This window comes from Lentibacillus cibarius (assembly GCF_005887555.1).
Classification (GTDB): domain Bacteria; phylum Bacillota; class Bacilli; order Bacillales; family Amphibacillaceae; genus Lentibacillus; species Lentibacillus cibarius.
This window is the reverse complement of sequence record NZ_VCIA01000001.1, coordinates 359,365-377,438: the sequence shown is the minus strand read 5'-3', so window position 1 is coordinate 377,438 and position 18,074 is coordinate 359,365. Positions and strand designations below refer to the sequence as shown.

Annotated in this window: 18 protein-coding genes and 2 pseudogenes; all 20 read left to right on the top strand. The window is 41.6% G+C overall.

Translation table 11 applies throughout. The annotated features are described in order from the left end of the window. Positions 1–72: 72 nt before the first annotated feature. Positions 73–1,197: a molecular chaperone DnaJ gene (gene dnaJ, locus FFL34_RS01960; RefSeq protein WP_138600852.1), complete on the top strand. Its 1,125-nt coding sequence runs from the start codon at positions 73–75 to the stop codon at positions 1,195–1,197. A gap of 136 nt (positions 1,198–1,333) precedes the next feature. Next, the gene (gene prmA / locus FFL34_RS01955) at positions 1,334–2,272 is read left to right on the top strand and encodes a 50S ribosomal protein L11 methyltransferase (RefSeq protein ID WP_138604641.1); all 939 of its coding nucleotides are present in this window, start codon (positions 1,334–1,336) and stop codon (positions 2,270–2,272) included. A gap of 19 nt (positions 2,273–2,291) precedes the next feature. Further along, a complete protein-coding gene (locus FFL34_RS01950; protein WP_138600850.1) occupies positions 2,292–3,050 on the top strand; it encodes a 16S rRNA (uracil(1498)-N(3))-methyltransferase in 759 nt (252 codons plus the stop codon). Further along, entirely contained in the window at positions 3,050–4,402 is a 1,353-nt protein-coding gene (mtaB, locus tag FFL34_RS01945; RefSeq protein WP_138600848.1) for a tRNA (N(6)-L-threonylcarbamoyladenosine(37)-C(2))-methylthiotransferase MtaB, read from the top strand. The genes FFL34_RS01950 and mtaB overlap by 1 nt, the downstream gene beginning before the upstream one ends. 104 nt (positions 4,403–4,506) lie before the next feature. Next, positions 4,507–5,178 (top strand): deoxyribose-phosphate aldolase, encoded by a 672-nt coding sequence (gene deoC, locus FFL34_RS01940; protein ID WP_138600846.1) that lies wholly within the window; start codon positions 4,507–4,509, stop codon positions 5,176–5,178. A gap of 150 nt (positions 5,179–5,328) precedes the next feature. Further along, positions 5,329–5,502, top strand: coding sequence for a 30S ribosomal protein S21 (gene rpsU / locus FFL34_RS01935; protein ID WP_138600844.1), 174 nt, complete (start codon positions 5,329–5,331; stop codon positions 5,500–5,502). A gap of 17 nt (positions 5,503–5,519) precedes the next feature. After that, positions 5,520–5,969, top strand: coding sequence for a GatB/YqeY domain-containing protein (locus tag FFL34_RS01930; protein ID WP_138600843.1), 450 nt, complete (start codon positions 5,520–5,522; stop codon positions 5,967–5,969). Between the two features lie 173 nt (positions 5,970–6,142). Continuing rightward, positions 6,143–7,477 carry an NfeD family protein gene (locus FFL34_RS01925; protein ID WP_138600841.1) on the top strand — a complete coding sequence of 445 codons (1,335 nt, stop codon included), beginning with the start codon at positions 6,143–6,145 and terminating at the stop codon, positions 7,475–7,477. 32 nt (positions 7,478–7,509) lie between these two features. Beyond that, positions 7,510–8,508: a flotillin-like protein FloA gene (gene floA, locus FFL34_RS01920; RefSeq protein WP_138600839.1), complete on the top strand. Its 999-nt coding sequence runs from the start codon at positions 7,510–7,512 to the stop codon at positions 8,506–8,508. Positions 8,509–8,536: 28 nt separating this feature from the next. Next, positions 8,537–9,013, top strand: a complete 477-nt coding sequence (locus tag FFL34_RS01915; protein WP_138600837.1) for a hypothetical protein — start codon at positions 8,537–8,539, stop codon at positions 9,011–9,013. 207 nt (positions 9,014–9,220) lie between these two features. Then, complete coding sequence (gene yqfC, locus FFL34_RS01910; protein WP_138600835.1) at positions 9,221–9,502, top strand: sporulation protein YqfC; 282 nt, start codon at positions 9,221–9,223, stop codon at positions 9,500–9,502. Between the two features lie 22 nt (positions 9,503–9,524). Then, positions 9,525–10,747: pseudogene (gene yqfD, locus FFL34_RS18995) on the top strand (sporulation protein YqfD). A 2-nt stretch (positions 10,748–10,749) separates the two neighbouring features. Beyond that, positions 10,750–11,709: a PhoH family protein gene (locus FFL34_RS01900; protein WP_138600833.1), complete on the top strand. Its 960-nt coding sequence runs from the start codon at positions 10,750–10,752 to the stop codon at positions 11,707–11,709. A gap of 201 nt (positions 11,710–11,910) precedes the next feature. After that, positions 11,911–12,375 carry an rRNA maturation RNase YbeY gene (gene ybeY / locus FFL34_RS01895; RefSeq protein ID WP_138600831.1) on the top strand — a complete coding sequence of 155 codons (465 nt, stop codon included), beginning with the start codon at positions 11,911–11,913 and terminating at the stop codon, positions 12,373–12,375. After that, positions 12,365–12,727: a diacylglycerol kinase family protein gene (locus FFL34_RS01890; protein ID WP_138600829.1), complete on the top strand. Its 363-nt coding sequence runs from the start codon at positions 12,365–12,367 to the stop codon at positions 12,725–12,727. The genes ybeY and FFL34_RS01890 overlap by 11 nt, the downstream gene beginning before the upstream one ends. Before the next feature lie 156 nt (positions 12,728–12,883). After that, on the top strand, positions 12,884–13,786 hold the full coding sequence (era, locus tag FFL34_RS01885; protein WP_138600827.1) for a GTPase Era: 903 nt from the start codon (positions 12,884–12,886) through the stop codon (positions 13,784–13,786). 92 nt (positions 13,787–13,878) lie between these two features. Continuing rightward, on the top strand, positions 13,879–14,028 hold the full coding sequence (locus tag FFL34_RS01880) for a YqzL family protein (RefSeq protein ID WP_138600825.1): 150 nt from the start codon (positions 13,879–13,881) through the stop codon (positions 14,026–14,028). A gap of 39 nt (positions 14,029–14,067) precedes the next feature. Continuing rightward, positions 14,068–14,811 (top strand): DNA repair protein RecO, encoded by a 744-nt coding sequence (gene recO, locus FFL34_RS01875; RefSeq protein ID WP_138600823.1) that lies wholly within the window; start codon positions 14,068–14,070, stop codon positions 14,809–14,811. A 288-nt stretch (positions 14,812–15,099) separates the two neighbouring features. Then, positions 15,100–15,978 (top strand): glycine--tRNA ligase subunit alpha, encoded by an 879-nt coding sequence (gene glyQ, locus FFL34_RS01870; RefSeq protein ID WP_138600821.1) that lies wholly within the window; start codon positions 15,100–15,102, stop codon positions 15,976–15,978. Beyond that, positions 15,978–18,064, top strand: a pseudogene (gene glyS, locus FFL34_RS01865) (glycine--tRNA ligase subunit beta). The gene glyQ and the pseudogene glyS overlap by 1 nt, the downstream one beginning before the upstream one ends. The last annotated feature ends 10 nt before the right edge of the window (positions 18,065–18,074 follow it).

The following is an 18,074-nucleotide window of genomic DNA, read 5'->3' as shown; positions in this document are numbered from 1 at the left end:
TTTGTTTGCTATTAAAACCTTAAAGATGATAAGATAAATCGTATGTAATAGTGTCGGGAGAGTGATGTACAAGTGAGTAAACGCGATTATTATGAAGTGCTTGGTGTTGACAAGGATGCTTCAAAAGATGAAATAAAGAAAGCTTATCGTAAATTAGCCCGCAAATATCACCCGGATGTCAGTGAGGAAGAAAACGCATCCGATAAGTTCAAGGAAGCCAAAGAAGCATATGAAGTATTAAGTGATGAACAAAAGCGTGCCCAATATGATCAGTTTGGTCATGCCGGAGCACAGGGTCAAGGCTTCGGTGGGTTCGGCGGCGCACAAGATTTTGGAGATTTTGGTGGATTTGGTGATATATTCGATATGTTCTTTGGAGGCGGCAGGAGACGTGATCCGAATGCGCCACAACAAGGAGCCGATCTACAATATACAATGACACTAGAATTTGAAGAAGCAATTTTTGGTAAAGAAACAGACATCAACATACCAAAGGAAGAAGAATGTGACACATGTCATGGGTCTGGCGCCAAACCCGGAACCAAAACAAAAACATGCTCCCATTGTAACGGATCTGGCCAGTTAAATATGGAGCAGAATACGCCTTTCGGACGGGTCGTAAATCGGCGTGTATGTCATCACTGTAATGGCAGTGGAAAAATCATTCCTGAAAAATGCGGCACATGCGGCGGGTCAGGAAAAGTGAAACAAAACAAAACAATTCATATCTCCATCCCTAAGGGAATTGACGAAGGTCATCAGATACGTGTTGCTGGAAAAGGAGAACCAGGCGTGAACGGTGGTCCTCCGGGAGATTTATTTGTTGTTATCAAGGTCAAGCAGGATGACTTTTTTAAACGCGACGGGGATCATATTTACTGTGAATTGCCAATAACCTATGCACAAGCTGCTCTCGGTGACGAAGTGGAAGTCCCGACCGTTCATGGAAAAGTGATGCTGACAATACCAGCCGGCACCCAAACCGGAAAAATCTTCAGATTAAAAGGAAAAGGTGCACCAAACGTACGTGGTTATGGTCATGGGGATCAGCATGTAGAAGTAAAAGTGATTACGCCTACAGGACTAACAGACCGACAAAAAGAATTACTGCGTGAATTTAATGAAATTGGCGGAAATGAAGCGACCGACGAACAAGACTCATTGTTTCAGCGTTTTAAAAATGCATTTAAAAGCTAATAATAGATATGGTGATTTCTGTTTGCGCGCAATAATAGTAGCTTTTTTGCAGCAGAAATCTCCTGAAACATTGTAAATAAAAGACTATTAATTTCCGGATACGTTCAATATGGAATTTAAGAAACGGGTGAACAAAGTGAAATGGTCTGAGTTTTGTATTCACACAACAAATGAAGCAGTTGAACCAATTTCGAATATTTTGCATGAGACAGGTGCCAGTGGTGTTGTCATAGAAGACCCGCTTGACCTAATGAAGGACAGGGATACGTTTTTTGGCGAAGTTTATGAATTGAATCCGGATGATTACCCGGAAGATGGTGTCTATATTAAGGCATATCTTCCGGTAAATAGTCATCTCGGTGAAACGGTTGATGCCATGAAACAGGCAATTAATAATTTGCAGCTATATGATATTGATTTAGGCAGGAATCAAGTGACAGTAAGTGAAATTAATGAGGAAGAATGGGCTACAGCATGGAAAAAATACTATAAGCCTGTTGAGATTTCTGAAAAGATAACGATTATACCAACTTGGGAAACGTATGAACCCGCCTCAGACAATGAAGTGATCATTGAATTAGATCCAGGAATGGCCTTTGGGACTGGCACACATCCCACTACTGTTCAAACTATTCAGGCTATCGAACAATACATAAATAATCAAGACGTTGTCATTGATGTGGGTTGTGGTTCAGGCGTATTAAGCATTGCATCAGGACTACTGGGGGCAAGTGAAGTACATGCCTTTGATCTCGATGACGTAGCCGTTAAAAGTACAACTATCAATGCAAAATTGAACAACATGCATGAGCGGATAACCGTTAAACAAAACCATTTATTAAGTCACGTCAGCATGCAGGCTGATATGATTGTCGCTAACATTTTGGCTGAAATTATTATACAATTTGTAGGCGACGCCTGGAAAAACTTAAAACCTGGTGGTATTTTCATTACCTCGGGCATTATCAGGACGAAGCAGCAAATGGTGCAGGAAAAACTGCAGGAGGTGGGCTTTCGAATTCTTGATGTGAATGAGTTGCAAGACTGGGTATCGATAACCGCAAAGAAAATCTAAAACGAAAGTGGTGCTTGAATTGCAGCGTTACTTTGTACCTGCCGAAAGCTGGGAGCAAAATGGAGTCCTTATAAAAGGAGATGATGCACACCATATCAGCCGTGTGATGCGTCTGAAAGCTGGTAATGAAGTCATCTGTAATCATCCGGATGGACAGGCCGCTATTTGTGAAATAACTGAGATAACTAACAATGCTGTCCGGACGGAAATGAAAGAATGGCTGCATGCTTCAAACGAGTCACCAATATCAGTGACGATTGCCCAGGCGTTGGCGAAAGGTGACAAATTCGAACTTGTCCTGCAAAAAGGTACAGAGTTGGGAGCGGCCGCTTTCATACCGGTTCAGGCGGAAAGGTCCGTTGTTGTTTGGGACGATAAGAAGGCGGCAAAGAAATTGAACCGATACGCAAAGATCCTTAAGGAAGCGAGCGAACAGTGTCACCGTAATAAAATTCCGCAGCTTCATCCGTTTGCTACCATTACAGATTTAATAGAACAAAGTCACTGTTTTGACAAAAAAATATTTGCGTATGAAGAAGAAGCAAAAACAAATACATTTCAGACCTTTGCCCAGTCTGTGGCTGAAATAAAGTCAGGGGATAATGTATTAATTGTGATTGGACCTGAGGGCGGTTTTTCAGAACAAGAAGCTGTACTGATGAAACAGGCAATGTTTGCACCTGTCCGTCTGGGTCCGCGCATTTTGAGGACGGAAACAGCTGCCATGTATGCACTGGCAAGTATGTCCTATCATTTTGAAGAATTGGGGTGTGAATAATGCCAACAGTTGCTTTTCATACATTGGGATGCAAAGTGAATCACTATGAAACAGAAGGTATCTGGAACATGTTTAAGGAAAACGGGTACGAACGAGTTGATTTTGACCGCCAATCCGACGTATATGTCATCAACACGTGTACAGTCACCAATACCGGTGATAAAAAGAGCAGGCAAGTCATCCGTCGAGCAGTACGGAAAAACCCGAATGCCGTCGTTTGTGTAACAGGCTGCTATGCGCAGACTTCACCAGGTGAGATTATGGAAATACCTGGGGTTGATGTGATTGTCGGAACGCAGAATAGAAAGAAAATGATTGATTATATTGAGGAGCACCAAAAAACACGCGAACCAATTAATGGTGTTTCCAACATCATGAAAAATCGTGTGTTTGAAGAGATGGATGTACCGGCATTTACTGATCGTACACGTGCGTCACTGAAAATACAGGAAGGGTGCAATAACTTTTGCACATTTTGTATCATTCCGTGGTCAAGAGGGTTGTTAAGATCCAGAGAGCCGGAAAATGTGCTTGAACAAGCACAAAATCTGGTCGATGCCGGGTATAAAGAAATAGTGCTGACCGGCATTCATACTGCAGGATACGGAGAAGATATGAATGACTATAATTTCGCCAAGCTGCTGCAGGAATTGGAAACTAAAATTGATGGGTTAAAAAGAATTCGTATTTCATCAATTGAGGCAAGCCAGATTACGGACGAAGTGATTGACGTGTTGGACAAATCGGAAAAGATTGTTCGTCATCTGCATATTCCACTTCAGGCTGGATCGGATAGTGTGCTGCACCGTATGCGCAGGAAATATTCCACAGGTTACTACAAACAAAAGGTTGATAAAATTCGCAAAGCGTTACCTGGTTTGGCAATTACATCTGATGTGATTGTTGGGTTTCCGGGTGAAACGGAAGAAGAGTTTATGGAAACGTATCAATTTGTGCAAGAGGTCGGCTACTCGGAACTTCATGTATTCCCGTTTTCTAGAAGAACCGGCACTCCTGCCGCCCATATGAAAAATCAAGTTGATGACGATGTGAAGAATGAACGAGTGAATCAGATGATTGAGTTATCCAACCAACTCGCAAAAGATTATGCTTCCGGATATGAAGATGAAGTACTAGAAGTGATACCCGAGGAACAAGTGGGTGAGGATCATTCCAATCTTCTGCAGGGTTATACAGATAACTACTTGAAAGTAAGGTTCAGCGGGTCGAAGGACTTAATTGGTAAACTTGTACGTGTCAAGCTAACGAAGGCAGGGTATCCCTATAATGAGGGAGTGTTTGTCCGCGTCATGGATGAAGCCGTTCAAACGGCGGATAAATTGTCTTCTTAATTCCCTGGTACGCCAGGGACTTTTCTCATTAGGTGAATTTCACGGAAACGTGTGCTATGCTAGGTACTGAAGCAAGGCAACTATTTATGAAAGGAATTTCGGCTATGAATACGAATCTTGCAAAGTTTATTGATCATACACAATTAAAACCGGAAACTAAAAAGGATAAAATCAGCGAGATTGTTCAGGAGGCTCGTGAATATGGGTTTGCATCTGTTTGTGTCAACCCGTATTGGGTGCCGTATTGTTATGAACACTTGAAGGATACCGATGTGAAAGTATGTACGGTTATCGGTTTTCCGCTTGGTGCAACTAGTACGCAATCAAAAGTGTTTGAAACAAAACAGGCATTGAATGATGGTGCAGCTGAAGTTGACATGGTAATAAATGTCGGTGAATTAAAGGCAGCTAATGACCAGGCAGTTCAGCGTGATATCAAGGAAGTAGTTGAAGCTGCGGATGGTCATGCACTGACAAAGGTGATTATTGAAACTTCACTACTCACAGACGATGAAAAGGTCCGTGCGTGCAAACTAGCTAAAGCAGCTGGAGCCGACTATGTTAAAACGTCTACAGGTTTCTCTGGTGGCGGTGCTACTGCTGAAGATGTAAAACTAATGCGCCAAACTGTTGGAGATGACATGGGGGTTAAGGCATCGGGAGGCATCCGGGATACAAAATCGGTCAAAGAGATGATTGATGCCGGTGCGACGAGAATAGGAGCAAGTGCCGGCGTGGAGATTGTAAATGGAGAAAAGGGGACAGACTCCTATTAAGGAAATCTTTCTATTATAATAGCGTTTTTTAAACCTTGCAGTGAAATTTAAGTTGACCTTGGTGTTCACTTATATTATAATTAGCACTGATATGTGATACGTCACATATCGTTACATTTTGTCTTTGCTTCGGAGGGAGGGAAATTAAGCATGTCAAATCACACTCGCGTTCGTAAAAACGAGTCTCTTGAAGATGCTCTTCGTCGCTTTAAACGCAACGTATCAAAAAGCGGTACATTGCAAGAATACCGTAAGCGGGAACATTATGAAAAGCCAAGCGTACGCCGTAAGAAAAAGTCAGAGGCTGCGAGAAAACGCAGATAAAAAGAAGGTGCAGGCACATGCCGCTAGTTGAACAGCTGAACGAGGACATGAAGCAGGCAATGAAGAATAAAGAGAAAGACAGACTCGCAGTTATACGTATATTAAAGGCTTCATTGCAGAATGAAACGATTAAACTTGGTAATAAAAATCTTTCTGAAGACGAAGAATTAACGGTTCTTTCAAGAGAATTGAAACAAAGGAAGGATTCCCTCCAAGATTTTAAATCAGCTGAACGCGAAGATCTCATCAGTAAGCTTGAAACAGAAATTAATGTGATAGAAGCATACATGCCGCATCAGCTAACAGACGAAGAGCTGGAGGCTGTTGTCACGTCAACAATCCAAGAAGTCAATGCGTCTTCTAAAAAGGATATGGGGACAGTAATGAATGCTATCATGCCTAAAGTTAAGGGCAAAGCTGATGGCGCCCGAATTAATAAAATGGTTCAAAAACATTTAAATGCTTAAATGGGAGGCCCTGCCGAAACTGGCAGGGCCTCTTTGAATAATAGGGTAGGTATGACAGACTTCATCCATTACACAACAACTTTTCTTCTAATTTAATTTTGTTAAAGTAAACGAAACTATTTATACATATAAAACCTATGGTGAAGTGCTTGATTCGTGAAAGGGTGAGATTCATGGCTAGTGCACGCATGAAACGATATATGTTATGTATCATGACAGTGATTGTCTTGGGATTCGCTGCGGCCGTACCGGTTTTTTCCGCTGATTCCGAAGAAGGAAGCGGAAAACTAATTTATGTCATACCTATTGAAAAAGAGGTGGAGATGGGGCTGAAATCATTTCTACAGCGGACTACAAGTGAAGCAGAAGAAAAAGGTGCCGATCATATTATATTCGAAATTGATACACCCGGGGGTGCCGTAGCTGCTGCCGAACAAATTGGCGAACTTTTACAGGGGCTGGAGACAGAAACAACTGCATATATCGTCAATAGAGCACTATCAGCTGGCTCTTACATCGCACTCAATACAGATAATATTTACATGAAACCACATGCGACCATAGGAGCAAGCGGAGTGATCAACCAGGATGGAACCGCTGCGAATAAAAAAGCACAATCCGCCTGGCTGTCTGCTATGAAAAGCGCGGCCGAATCAAAGGGAAGAAATCCGAAATATGCCGCCGCGATGGCCGATCCAAATATTGATCTACCTAAATACGCTGCAGAAAAAGGAAAGTTTCTCACATTGGGACCCAGCAGTGCCAAAGAAGTTGGTTATTCACGTGCTACTGTGAATAATCGTGAAGGCCTTCTGAAAAAACTTGGGTTAAGTAACGCGGATGTTGTTGAGCAACATTTAACCATCTCAGAACATATCGCACGTTTTATCACAAATCCTGTTGTTGTCCCTATTCTCTTATCTGTAGCTAGTCTTGGACTCATAGTTGAATTGTATTCCCCAGGATTTGGGATTCCGGGTGCAATGGGGATAGCTGCTTTAGTCCTGTTTTTTTACGGGCATGCCGTTGCGGGATTAGCAGGAATGGAAGAAATCATTTTGTTGATACTCGGTGGTGGTTTAATTGTTGCCGAATTCTTTTTACCGGGTGGAATTGCAGGACTTCTTGGGGCCGCGGCAATTATTGGATCATTATTACTATCCGGGCAGGATTTAGGATTTATGGTCATGAGCATCAGTATCGCCTTTATAGTTACAGTGATTGCTTCTGTTTTAATGTTTAAGACGATGGGAATGCGTAAGGGCTTTTTTCGTCATTTTATATTGGAAGATCAGACATCAACCGAAAAGGGATATGTTTCTTCAGAAAATCGGCTGGAACTTGTTGGTGCTGAAGGCAAAACAATAACTCCGCTGCGCCCATCTGGTACGGCAGTATTTAATGAGGAACGATTGGATGTTGTAACGGAGGGGGGGTTTATTGAAAAAGATAAACGTGTAAAAGTGATACGCGTAGAAGGTGTGCGTATAGTGGTAAGAGAAATATAACTTAACTTATATATTTAATAGGAGGAATTTGTATGGGCTTGGAATTGATGCCGATCATTGTAGCCGTCATCATCCTGATAGCGCTGGCGGTGTTGTTTACATTTATACCAGTAATGCTATGGATCAGCGCACTGGCTGCTGGCGTGAAAGTGGGAATATTTACACTTGTTGGAATGCGTTTGCGACGAGTTGTACCATCAAGGGTCATTAATCCGTTGATTAAAGCGCATAAAGCAGGGCTGGATGTGACAACGAATCAGCTGGAAAGTCACTATTTGGCAGGAGGTAACGTTGACAGAGTAGTAAATGCACTTATTGCCGCCCAGCGAGCGAATATTGAATTATCATTTGAACGTACCGCAGCTATTGACTTAGCCGGGCGTGATGTACTTGACGCCGTTCAGATGAGTGTCAATCCAAAAGTTATTGAGACTCCGTTTATTGCCGGTATTGCGATGGATGGAATTGAGGTGAAAGCAAAAGCACGAATCACCGTGCGGGCTAATATCGAACGTCTAGTCGGTGGTGCTGGTGAAGACACTGTAATTGCCCGTGTTGGTGAAGGGGTTGTTAGTACAATCGGAAGTTCTGAAGCACATACGAAAGTTTTAGAAAACCCTGATTCGATATCACACAATGTCCTTGGAAGGGGCTTAGACGCAGGAACAGCATTTGAAATACTGTCCATTGATATTGCTGATGTGGATATCGGCAAGAACATTGGTGCCATTCTGCAGACAGACCAAGCAGAAGCCGACAAGAACATTGCACAGGCCAAAGCGGAAGAGCGACGCGCCATGGCTGTGGCACAAGAACAAGAAATGGTAGCCCGCGTTTCAGAAATGCGCGCGAAAGTTGTCGAAGCAGAGGCGGATGTCCCTCGTGCACTGGCAGAAGCTTTGCGTTCAGGAAACATGGGGGTTATGGATTATATGAATTATAAAAACATTGATGCTGATACAGACATGCGTGATTCGATTGGGAACATGACCCAGGATCAGAATAATGAAGATGACAATGATAATAAATAAGACGCCAAATCCCTGAAGGAGGGATATAGTGGAAATTATTCTAGGTATTCTTGCCATTATCGGGGCGGTCGCCGGCTTTTTTAAAGATAAGGATGAAACCGGAACGTCTCTTCCAAAGCGGCAAGATTCGTCTGAAACAGTACCGGAATACACTGACAGTGGTGATCGGAGTAAAGATGCAGAAAAGCAGGAACAGTCCACGGTTTCCACTGCTTCTATCGAAGAATTGCAGGATGAGCAACGCAAACAATTGGCGGAACGCATGGATCAAGATAGCACGGTAAATGATGAACAGCCACAGAAACATGAACATGACGCGATCACTAATCATCAAACCGGGGAGAAACGTAATAATGCTACGATTAAACAACAAAAGTTAAAAAAACAGATGGTAAACAATCTGAACCGAACCGGCTTAGCGAATGGCGTCATTATGTCAGAAGTTCTGGGACAGCCAAGAGCGAGAAAGCCTTACCAAAGTGTTATTGCTCAGCGCAAAAAATAAACATCTAAGAGGTTGTTCAGAAAGTCTGGTAGAAATGACATCTCGGTCTTTTTTATCCTTCTTTTTGAACACGCACTTAAACAGATTCTACTAAGTTACTTTTAGAACCATTATCCAGCATGCTGAAAAGCTGCTGAATAATGGTTCTTTTTTGTTCTTATCCGGCAGTTAAAATCATAACTATAGTTGTGAGAGGGGGCCACATCAGTGAAAAAATGGCAACAACAGATCGGTCCATGGCTAAAAAAATATTTTTCACTTCCTTCAGACGTCATGATGGAACTTCCAAGGATCACCATCATTGGCCAGCTCCATGTTTATATTGAAAATCATCAAGGTTTGGCCGTTTATTCAGATACGGAATTAAGATTAAAAACGAATAAAGGATATGTGCAGATCACAGGTTCATCGTTTGTACTAAAAATGATGCTTCCTGAAGAAATATTGTTGGAAGGTACCATCGAGGAAGTGAAATTCATTCCTGCATAAAGATTCATTGAAGGAGGCTGACATGAGGCATATACAAGGTTCCTTTATTGCCGGATACGTTACAGTCCGGGTAGAGGGAAACTATCCGGAATTGTTCTTTCAAAGATGTACAAATCAAGGTATTGTTGCATGGGATATTCAAAAGACATCAGAAAATGTCTGTAGTGGAAATATTAAGTTACAGGATATTTCGGAATTAAGAAAGTTAAAATGGGGGACAAACTACAGGCTGGTATTTACGAAAAAACAGGGCCTTCCTTTTTTAATGAGGAGGTTCATTAGAAGAAAGGAAATTCTGATTGCACTTTCGCTCAGTATCCTGCTTATATTCTGTCTTTCCAATATTATCTGGGAAGTCAGGATAACAAATGTCCCAAAGGATCTTGAAGAAAAAATAAGTGAACAAATCGAGGAATATGGAATTCATCGGGGGCATGGACGTTCAAGCTAGAACCACCAACTGAAATTCAGCAAAAATTAATGAATGACATTCCTGAGCTGTTATGGATTGGTGTACATCAAAAGGGGACAAGCTATGTACTGGAAGGCGTGGAAAAAACAATTGTCGAGGAAGAGGAAGTAGGTGGTCCCAGGAATTTGGTAGCTTCCAAAAAAGGTGTCATCGAGCGAATGTATGTTTCTAAAGGATTACCCAAAGTCCAAGTAAATGACTACGTTGAAAAAGGCGATGTTCTCGTTGCCGGTAAATTACCGCTTGCAGAAGAGGAAACGGACGATGATGAGGAAGAAAATGATAAACGACATGAATTAACGGCTGCTGAGGGGAAAGTGATCGCTAAAACATGGTACGAAACAGAAGTCACCGTGCCTTTAAAGACCAGTATCGGTTTGTTAACCGGGGAGAAAAAAACGAAATACCATTTAAAAATCAATTCGTTTGAACTGCCGATTTGGGGGTTTGGTGACCCTGACTATAAAGACGTTTATAGCGATCGTAATGTAAAAGACTTATATTTCTTCAAATGGAAGCTGCCAATAAATTTGGTTGGAACGATTGTAAGTGAGAAAAAAGACAAACAAGAGAAAAGAAGCAAGGAGGAGGCGGTGGATATAGGTATTGAACAAGCTAAAAATGAACTACAACTAAAACTAGGCCCAGAAGCGAAAATTAAATCCGAAAATATTTTGCAACAATCTACAGAGAATGGTAAAGTGAAATTAATCTTATATATGGTGGCTGAAGAAAATATTGTCAAACAGGAACCAATTGACCGAGGAGATTGATTATGTCAGAAAACTTGAAAACAATCGAGCTTCAGCTTGCAAATTCTAATGAGGCTTTGGCATTATTTGGAACGAATGATAAATATTTGAAGCAACTTGAACACTTATTAAATGTATCTATTGTAACCAGAGGAGAACAGGTAAGTGTTTCCGGTACAAACGAAAACATTGCACTTGTGGAAGACATCCTGCTAACAGTATTGTCAATTGTGCGAAAAGGGCTAGATATAACTGAGCGGGATATCGTTTATGCGGTTGACTTGGCTAAAAAAGGGAAAATTAGTCAATTTGAAACCCTTTTTGAAGATGAAATCACTAAAAATATGAAAGGGAAGCCCATTCGAGTCCAGACGCTGGGGCAAAAAAGATACGTCGCGGCAATTAAGTCAAATGACCTCGTATTTGGTATTGGTCCAGCCGGCACAGGAAAAACGTATCTGGCAGTAGTTATGGCTGTGCATGCACTGAAAAATGGCAGCGTTAAGCGGATTATTTTGACACGGCCTGCAGTAGAAGCAGGAGAGAGCTTGGGTTTTTTGCCGGGGGATTTAAAAGAAAAAGTTGATCCTTACTTACGCCCGTTATATGATGCATTGCATGATGTGCTTGGAAGCGAACATACGATGCGCCTGATTGAGCGAGACATAATAGAAATTGCTCCACTAGCTTATATGCGAGGGCGAACCCTTGATGATGCTTATGTCATTCTTGATGAGGCTCAAAATACGACCCCTGAACAAATGAAAATGTTTTTGACTCGTCTTGGGTTTGGTTCGAAAATGATTATTACCGGAGACATAACTCAAGTTGATTTACCGAAAGGAGTCCAGTCGGGGTTACGGGTAGCGAATCAATTGCTGGCATCCGTAAGCGGAATAGCTTTCATTCATCTGGATCAGACAGATGTTGTCCGCCACCCATTAGTTCAAAAGATTATTGATGCTTATGAACAGTCAACATAATATGGTATCTAAGACCCAACTAAGTGGGTCTTATTTCTGTATTCATATTCATCTGCCAGTCATAGTTGACACCTCAAGCGGCCAGGAACCACATCTTCCAGTACCGAAAAAGTTGCTTGTGGATACATAAAACAATTAGACGTGTGAGAAACATGAACTGCTCTATACAGCAACTGAGTATCCTTTGAAGGAGGCAATATCATGCATATTGATTTTCACGACGAGACTACATCTATCCAGGCTGACTATATCGATTTGCTGCAGCGTCTGCTCATTTTTGCGGCTGAAAAAGAGGTGGTCGCCAGTGAAGCGGAATTATCCGTTATATTTGTGAGCAATAAGGAAATTCAGGAGATTAACCGGAATTATCGCCAGCAAGACAAACCAACGGATGTTATTTCTTTTGCGATGCAGGAAAACACAGATGATGAGGTTGAAATTATTGGTGACGATTTGCCACTTGTTTTAGGTGATATTGTTATTTCGGTAGATAAGGCAAAAGAACAAGCGGAAGCATATGGCCATTCACTGGAAAGGGAACTTGGTTTTCTGACGGTTCATGGTTTTCTCCATTTGCTAGGTTATGACCACATGAATAAAGAAGATGAAACGAAAATGTTTCAAAAGCAAGATGACATCTTAGGTGAGTTCGGCATTGAACGATAGATCAAGAAAATCAGTGATTGGACTTAATCACGCACTAAATGGGCTGAGAGAAGCAATCAGGACGGAACGGAATCTTAGATTGCATCTCGTCTGTGCCCTCTTGGTGACAGTCGCTGGATTCGCTGTTCGACTAGAAGCTGCTGAGTGGGCAATCATCATGTTGGCAAACGGCATGGTACTGACAGCTGAACTAGTTAATACAGTCGTTGAAAAAATGATGGACTATTTGAAACCGGACACACATCCTAGTGCGAAAGTAATTAAGGATATTGCGGCAGGAGCAGTTTTTATTGCAGCTTTTTTTGCCGCTGCTGCAGGGTTGTTTATTTTTCTCTCTAAGCTTTATACATGAATGTAGTAGCCTTCCGTCGTCGAAGGTTATTTTTTTCATTAGAATTTGTCAATTCTTGTCGAAATTACAGTTATTTTTAAAACTTTTGTCCATATGCATGAAACAGTCACGTATTTATAGTATGATAAAAAATATAGCGCACCGGAGGAATAAATCATGAATGACAATTTTAAATCGGGATTTATAACAATTATTGGCAGACCCAACACAGGAAAGTCGACATTCTTGAATCATGTTATTGGTCAAAAAATTGCAATTATGAGTGATAAACGACAAACAACACGGAATCGGATTCAAGGGGTGCTGACCAGTACGGATTCGCAGCTCGTATTCATCGACACACCGGGAATTCATAAGCCTAAACACCGCTTAGGAGACTTTATGGTGAAATCAGCTCAGGATACGCTCAATGAAGTTGATGCGGTGCTTTTCATGGTTAATGCTAATGAAGGATATGGAAAAGGGGACCAATATATATTGGATCTCCTGCAGCAAGTCAATCGTCCGGTCTTTCTAGTCATCAATAAAATTGATCTCGTTCATCCGGATGAATTGCTCCCGCTAATAGATCAATATAGAAATAAATATGACTTTGAGGCAGTTTTTCCAATTTCGGCATTAAACGGCAATAATGTTAGCAGTTTGATCAAAGAATTAAAAAGTTATATACCGGAAGGACCACAATACTATCCGGATGATTATGTAACCGACCATCCGGAACGTTTTATCATAAGCGAATTAATCCGGGAAAAAGTATTGCAACTGACAAGAGAAGAGGTACCACATTCCATCGCGGTTATTATTGAAAATCTTGAAGAAAGAGAATCCGGTTCCATCTTTATTCAGGCATCAATTGTGACTGAGCGCAAGACACAAAAAGGAATCATCATTGGTAAACAAGGAGCTATGCTAAAAAACATTGGCCAAAAAGCACGGTCCGATATAGAGGCACTGCTCGGGTCAAAAGTGTATCTTGATCTCTGGGTCAAAGTCCAAAAAGACTGGCGCAACAAACAGTCACAGCTCCAAGAATTCGGGTATCGTAGCGATGAATATTAGACTTGGTAAATTTTAAAACTCATTGATTCATTATGCTTGGAAACTATAATAATGTAGACATTATAAACATGCTTAGAAAGGCGGGTTTTCTTGTGATCGACTTTACTTGGAAATTATTCAGTCAAACAGGAAGCATTGAAACCTACTTATTACTGAAAGAACTTGAAAAAAATGAATCAAATGTTGTTAAGGCCGATCAGCATGGAGAACCAGAAACGTCATCAGCCAACCCTGAATGTTAAGATTCACCAGTAATGATTGTTCATAGAAGGTGAGACTGTTTGCTTGAAAAAATGGAAGGTATTGTCATAAAAACACAGAATTATGGAGAATCACATAAAATTGTCACGCTATTCAGCGATAAGCTTGGAAAAATCGCTGCTATTGCCAGGGGGGCAAAAAAGCCAAAAAGCAGAATGGCTGCCGTAACGCAGCCATTCATCATTGGTGAATTCTTTATATATGTCAACTCGGGCTTGAGCACGATACAGCAAGGCGATGTCATAGACGCCAACAGACAAATCAGGGAAGATATTCTAAAAACGGCGTACGCTTCCTACGTTGCTGAACTGACCGATAAATTGACCGACTCACAAACTCCCGATCCGCAACTCTATAAACAGTTAAACGAGACATTGAACTGGATGGCAGAAAAAGAAGATGCTGCTATTCCCATTATGATGTATGAACTAAAGATATTTATTAGGGGAGGATTTAGTCCTGTTCTAGACAAATGTGTTCATTGCGGAAACAAAGCGGGTCCATTTGTATTTTCTATAGCAGAAGGAGGGTTCCTTTGTCCACAATGTAAACATTTCGATCGAGAGGCAATTAGCCTGTCAGACAAACTGGCCCAATTGCTGTGGATTTTTGCTGAGGTGGAACTGGAGCGAATTGGGACCATTTCGGTGAAGGAAGAAAACAGGAAACTGCTCCGCCAGATTATTGACGCTTATTATGATGCTTATGGAGGTTATTATCTAAAATCTAAACGATTCCTTCGTCAACTTGATAAGCTACTGTAGTACATACTTCTTGACAAAATAGATGCTTACCGTTATATTCTATACATAATTTTAATTAGTGACTCATGCAATGATAGAGAGTAGTACTTTCAATGCCTGCTTTAAGCGAACCCGGGATGGTGTGAGCCGGGGAGTAGGATGATAAGGAATGGCACTCTTGAGCGTGTATATGAAAGTGGCCCTTGAGAAAAGGGCAAGTAGGGTGGAACCGCGGAATAAACCCGTCCCTATGTCGATTATAGACATAAGGGCGGGTATTTTTATGTACAGGAAGTGGAGGATGAAATGATGACAATCCAGGAGATCATTTTAACACTGCAAAAACATTGGTCTGACCAAAACTGTATTCTAATGCAGGCCTATGATGTTGAGAAAGGTGCCGGAACCATGTCACCAATGACGCTCTTACGTAGCCTGGGCCCGGAACCGTGGAATGTTGCTTATGTAGAACCTTCAAGGCGACCCGCTGACGGCCGTTACGGACAAAATCCAAATCGACTGTATCAGCATCATCAATTTCAGGTCATTATGAAGCCTTCTCCGGATAATATCCAGGATCTATATCTAGAATCATTGAAGGCTCTAGGCATTAACCCATTGGAACATGATATTCGTTTTGTGGAAGATAATTGGGAAAATCCGACCTTGGGTGCCGCGGGTCTTGGCTGGGAAGTGTGGCTTGATGGTATGGAAATAACCCAGTTTACTTATTTTCAGCAAATAGGTGGGCTGGAGGCAAGCCCTGTGTCTGTTGAGCTAACGTATGGAATCGAGCGACTCGCTTCGTTTATTCAAGATAAAGAAAATGTATTTGAATTGGAATGGACAAACGGTGTCACGGTGAACGACATATTTTTTCAGCCCGAATATGAACATTCTACCTATACATTTGAAGAATCTGATACAGATATGCTGTTTCAATTGTTTGCTATGTATGAAAAGGAAGCTGGGGCTACTATGGAGAAAGGACTCGTTTTCCCTGCATACGATTATGTTTTGAAATGTTCTCATACGTTCAATTTGCTTGATGCCAAAGGTGTTATTTCCGTAACAGAACGGACCGGGTATATTTCCAGAATCCGTAATCTGGCTAAAAACATTTCTAAATCTTATGTGCAGGAGCGGGAACGACTAGGATTTCCTATGCTGAAAAGGGAGGCAGAGTAATGGCTAAAGATATATTATTAGAGATAGGACTTGAGGAACTTCCGGCAAGATTTGTCGATGATGCAGAAAAGCAACTGCTTCAAAAAACACAAACGTGGCTCGATGAACAGCGAATCGCCTATGAAGCCATTACGTCTTTTTCAACACCGCGCAGACTTAGTGTCCTGGTTAGCGGAGTAGCTGAATCACAGCAATCAATCCGGGAAGAAGTGAAAGGGCCCTCTGAAAAAATTGCTAAAGATGAACAAGGTGAATGGACGAAGGCGGCAATCGGCTTCTCCAAGGGTCAGGGAAAAACCGTCGATGATATCTATATAAAAGACGTCAAGGATGTCAATTATATTTTTGTTGAAAAACAGATCATCGGTAAAGAAACGCGTGAACTGCTCCCGGCGTTTAAGCAACTTATTGAGTCGATTCAGTTTCCGAAAAATATGCGCTGGGGAGAACAAACCTTGCGTTATGCTCGCCCCGTCCGCTGGATTGCTGCGCTTTTCGGTAATGAAGTCATCCCGTTTGAAGTGGCTGGTGTAAAAACAGGCAATGATACGTATGGGCACCGATTTTTAGGTGAAAAGATTACGCTAAGTGCACCCGCGGATTACGAGCAAGCACTTGAGGATCAATTCGTGATTGCAAATCCGCAAAAGCGGGAGCAGTTAATTGCTGATGGGATAGCCGAACTTGAAACAAAACATGGATTTCGGATACCGGAAGATGGTGAACTGCTTAAGGAAGTGCGCAATCTTGTTGAGTATCCAACTGTTTTCACTGGGGCTTTTGACGCAGATTATTTAACGCTCCCTGAAGATGTACTTATTACATCAATGAAAGAACATCAGCGTTATTTTCCTGTGAAGGATATAAATGATGAACTGCTTCCTTATTTTGTTAGTGTTCGTAATGGTGACGACCACGGGATTGAAACGGTAAAGCGCGGCAATGAGAAAGTACTGCGGGCCAGATTGTCTGATGCGCAATTCTTTTTTGAGGAAGATCAGAAACACACGATTGACTACTATCTAACAAAATTGGAACGAATCGTATTCCAGGAAAAATTGGGAACGATTAGTGACAAGATAAAACGCATCCAGAAAATAACCAATCAGCTTCACACTGGCTTGGCCTTCATACAGAGGAACATGCCAAGGTTATGCGGGCAGCGGAGATTTGTAAATTTGACTTACCGACTAATATGGTCAATGAATTTACAAATCTACAAGGAATTATCGGAGAAACATATGCATTAAATGCCGGTGAGGATAAAGATGTTGCTAAAGCAATAGCGGAACATTACATGCCTGTTCAAGCTGATGGCGTATTACCACAGTCACTGCAAGGTGCGATGGTAAGTGCAGCGGATAAGTTGGATACCATTGTAGGCTGTATCGAAGCGGGTTTAATACCGAGTGGGTCACATGATCCATATGGGTTACGGCGTCAGGCAATTGGGTTATTAAGAATTCTAAATGAACGCAATTGGAATATTACCGTTGAATCGTTGCTGGAACTAGCGCAAAGCCTTTATATGGAATCCGGTATTGAACAGGCTGACCGGGAAAAAGCCAAGACGGAGCTCGATCAGTTTTTCAAACAACGAGCCTCCTATTTGTTGAAAGATGTGACACCAGGGCAAGATGTTATCAATGCCGTTTTGCAGAACGATATTGGTGTTATAGCTTATACAATGGCAAAAGCACAAGAATTATCACGCCAACGTAGTAATCAGGAGTTCACGTCCGTTCAGGAAGCACTTGTCCGTATACTTAAGTTGTCCGGAAAATCAGAACGAAATGATGTTGATCCTGACGTTTTCCAAACATCGTCTGAAAAAGAATTGTATACTGTTTTCCAGGAAGTCAGTGATGCATTTGATCAAGCGAATAAGCGACAAGATGCTCACCAGGCTTTGGAACAGCTTGGAAACCTGGCAAATCCAATTCATACTTTCTTTGAACATAACATGGTAATGTCCGATGATGCAGAAATTCGTGAAAATCGTCTTTCGCTTGTCAACAATATAGCTGCATTGATTTGCCGCTATGCCGATTTGTCCTTAATTGAATGGAAGCAACAGTTCGATTAAGTTGTCAACT

Bases quoted from the DNA above. Each gene is read 5' to 3' on its own strand.
- mtaB (WP_138600848.1), top strand. From the start codon at position 3,050: ATGCCAACAGTTGCTTTTCATACATTGGGATGCAAAGTGAATCACTAT.
- deoC (WP_138600846.1), top strand. From the start codon at position 4,507: ATGAATACGAATCTTGCAAAGTTTATTGATCATACACAATTAAAACCG.
- rpsU (WP_138600844.1), top strand. From the start codon at position 5,329: ATGTCAAATCACACTCGCGTTCGTAAAAACGAGTCTCTTGAAGATGCT.
- FFL34_RS01930 (WP_138600843.1), top strand. From the start codon at position 5,520: ATGCCGCTAGTTGAACAGCTGAACGAGGACATGAAGCAGGCAATGAAG.
- FFL34_RS01925 (WP_138600841.1), top strand. From the start codon at position 6,143: ATGGCTAGTGCACGCATGAAACGATATATGTTATGTATCATGACAGTG.
- floA (WP_138600839.1), top strand. From the start codon at position 7,510: ATGGGCTTGGAATTGATGCCGATCATTGTAGCCGTCATCATCCTGATA.
- FFL34_RS01900 (WP_138600833.1), top strand. From the start codon at position 10,750: ATGTCAGAAAACTTGAAAACAATCGAGCTTCAGCTTGCAAATTCTAAT.
- ybeY (WP_138600831.1), top strand. From the start codon at position 11,911: ATGCATATTGATTTTCACGACGAGACTACATCTATCCAGGCTGACTAT.
- era (WP_138600827.1), top strand. From the start codon at position 12,884: ATGAATGACAATTTTAAATCGGGATTTATAACAATTATTGGCAGACCC.
- glyQ (WP_138600821.1), top strand. From the start codon at position 15,100: ATGACAATCCAGGAGATCATTTTAACACTGCAAAAACATTGGTCTGAC.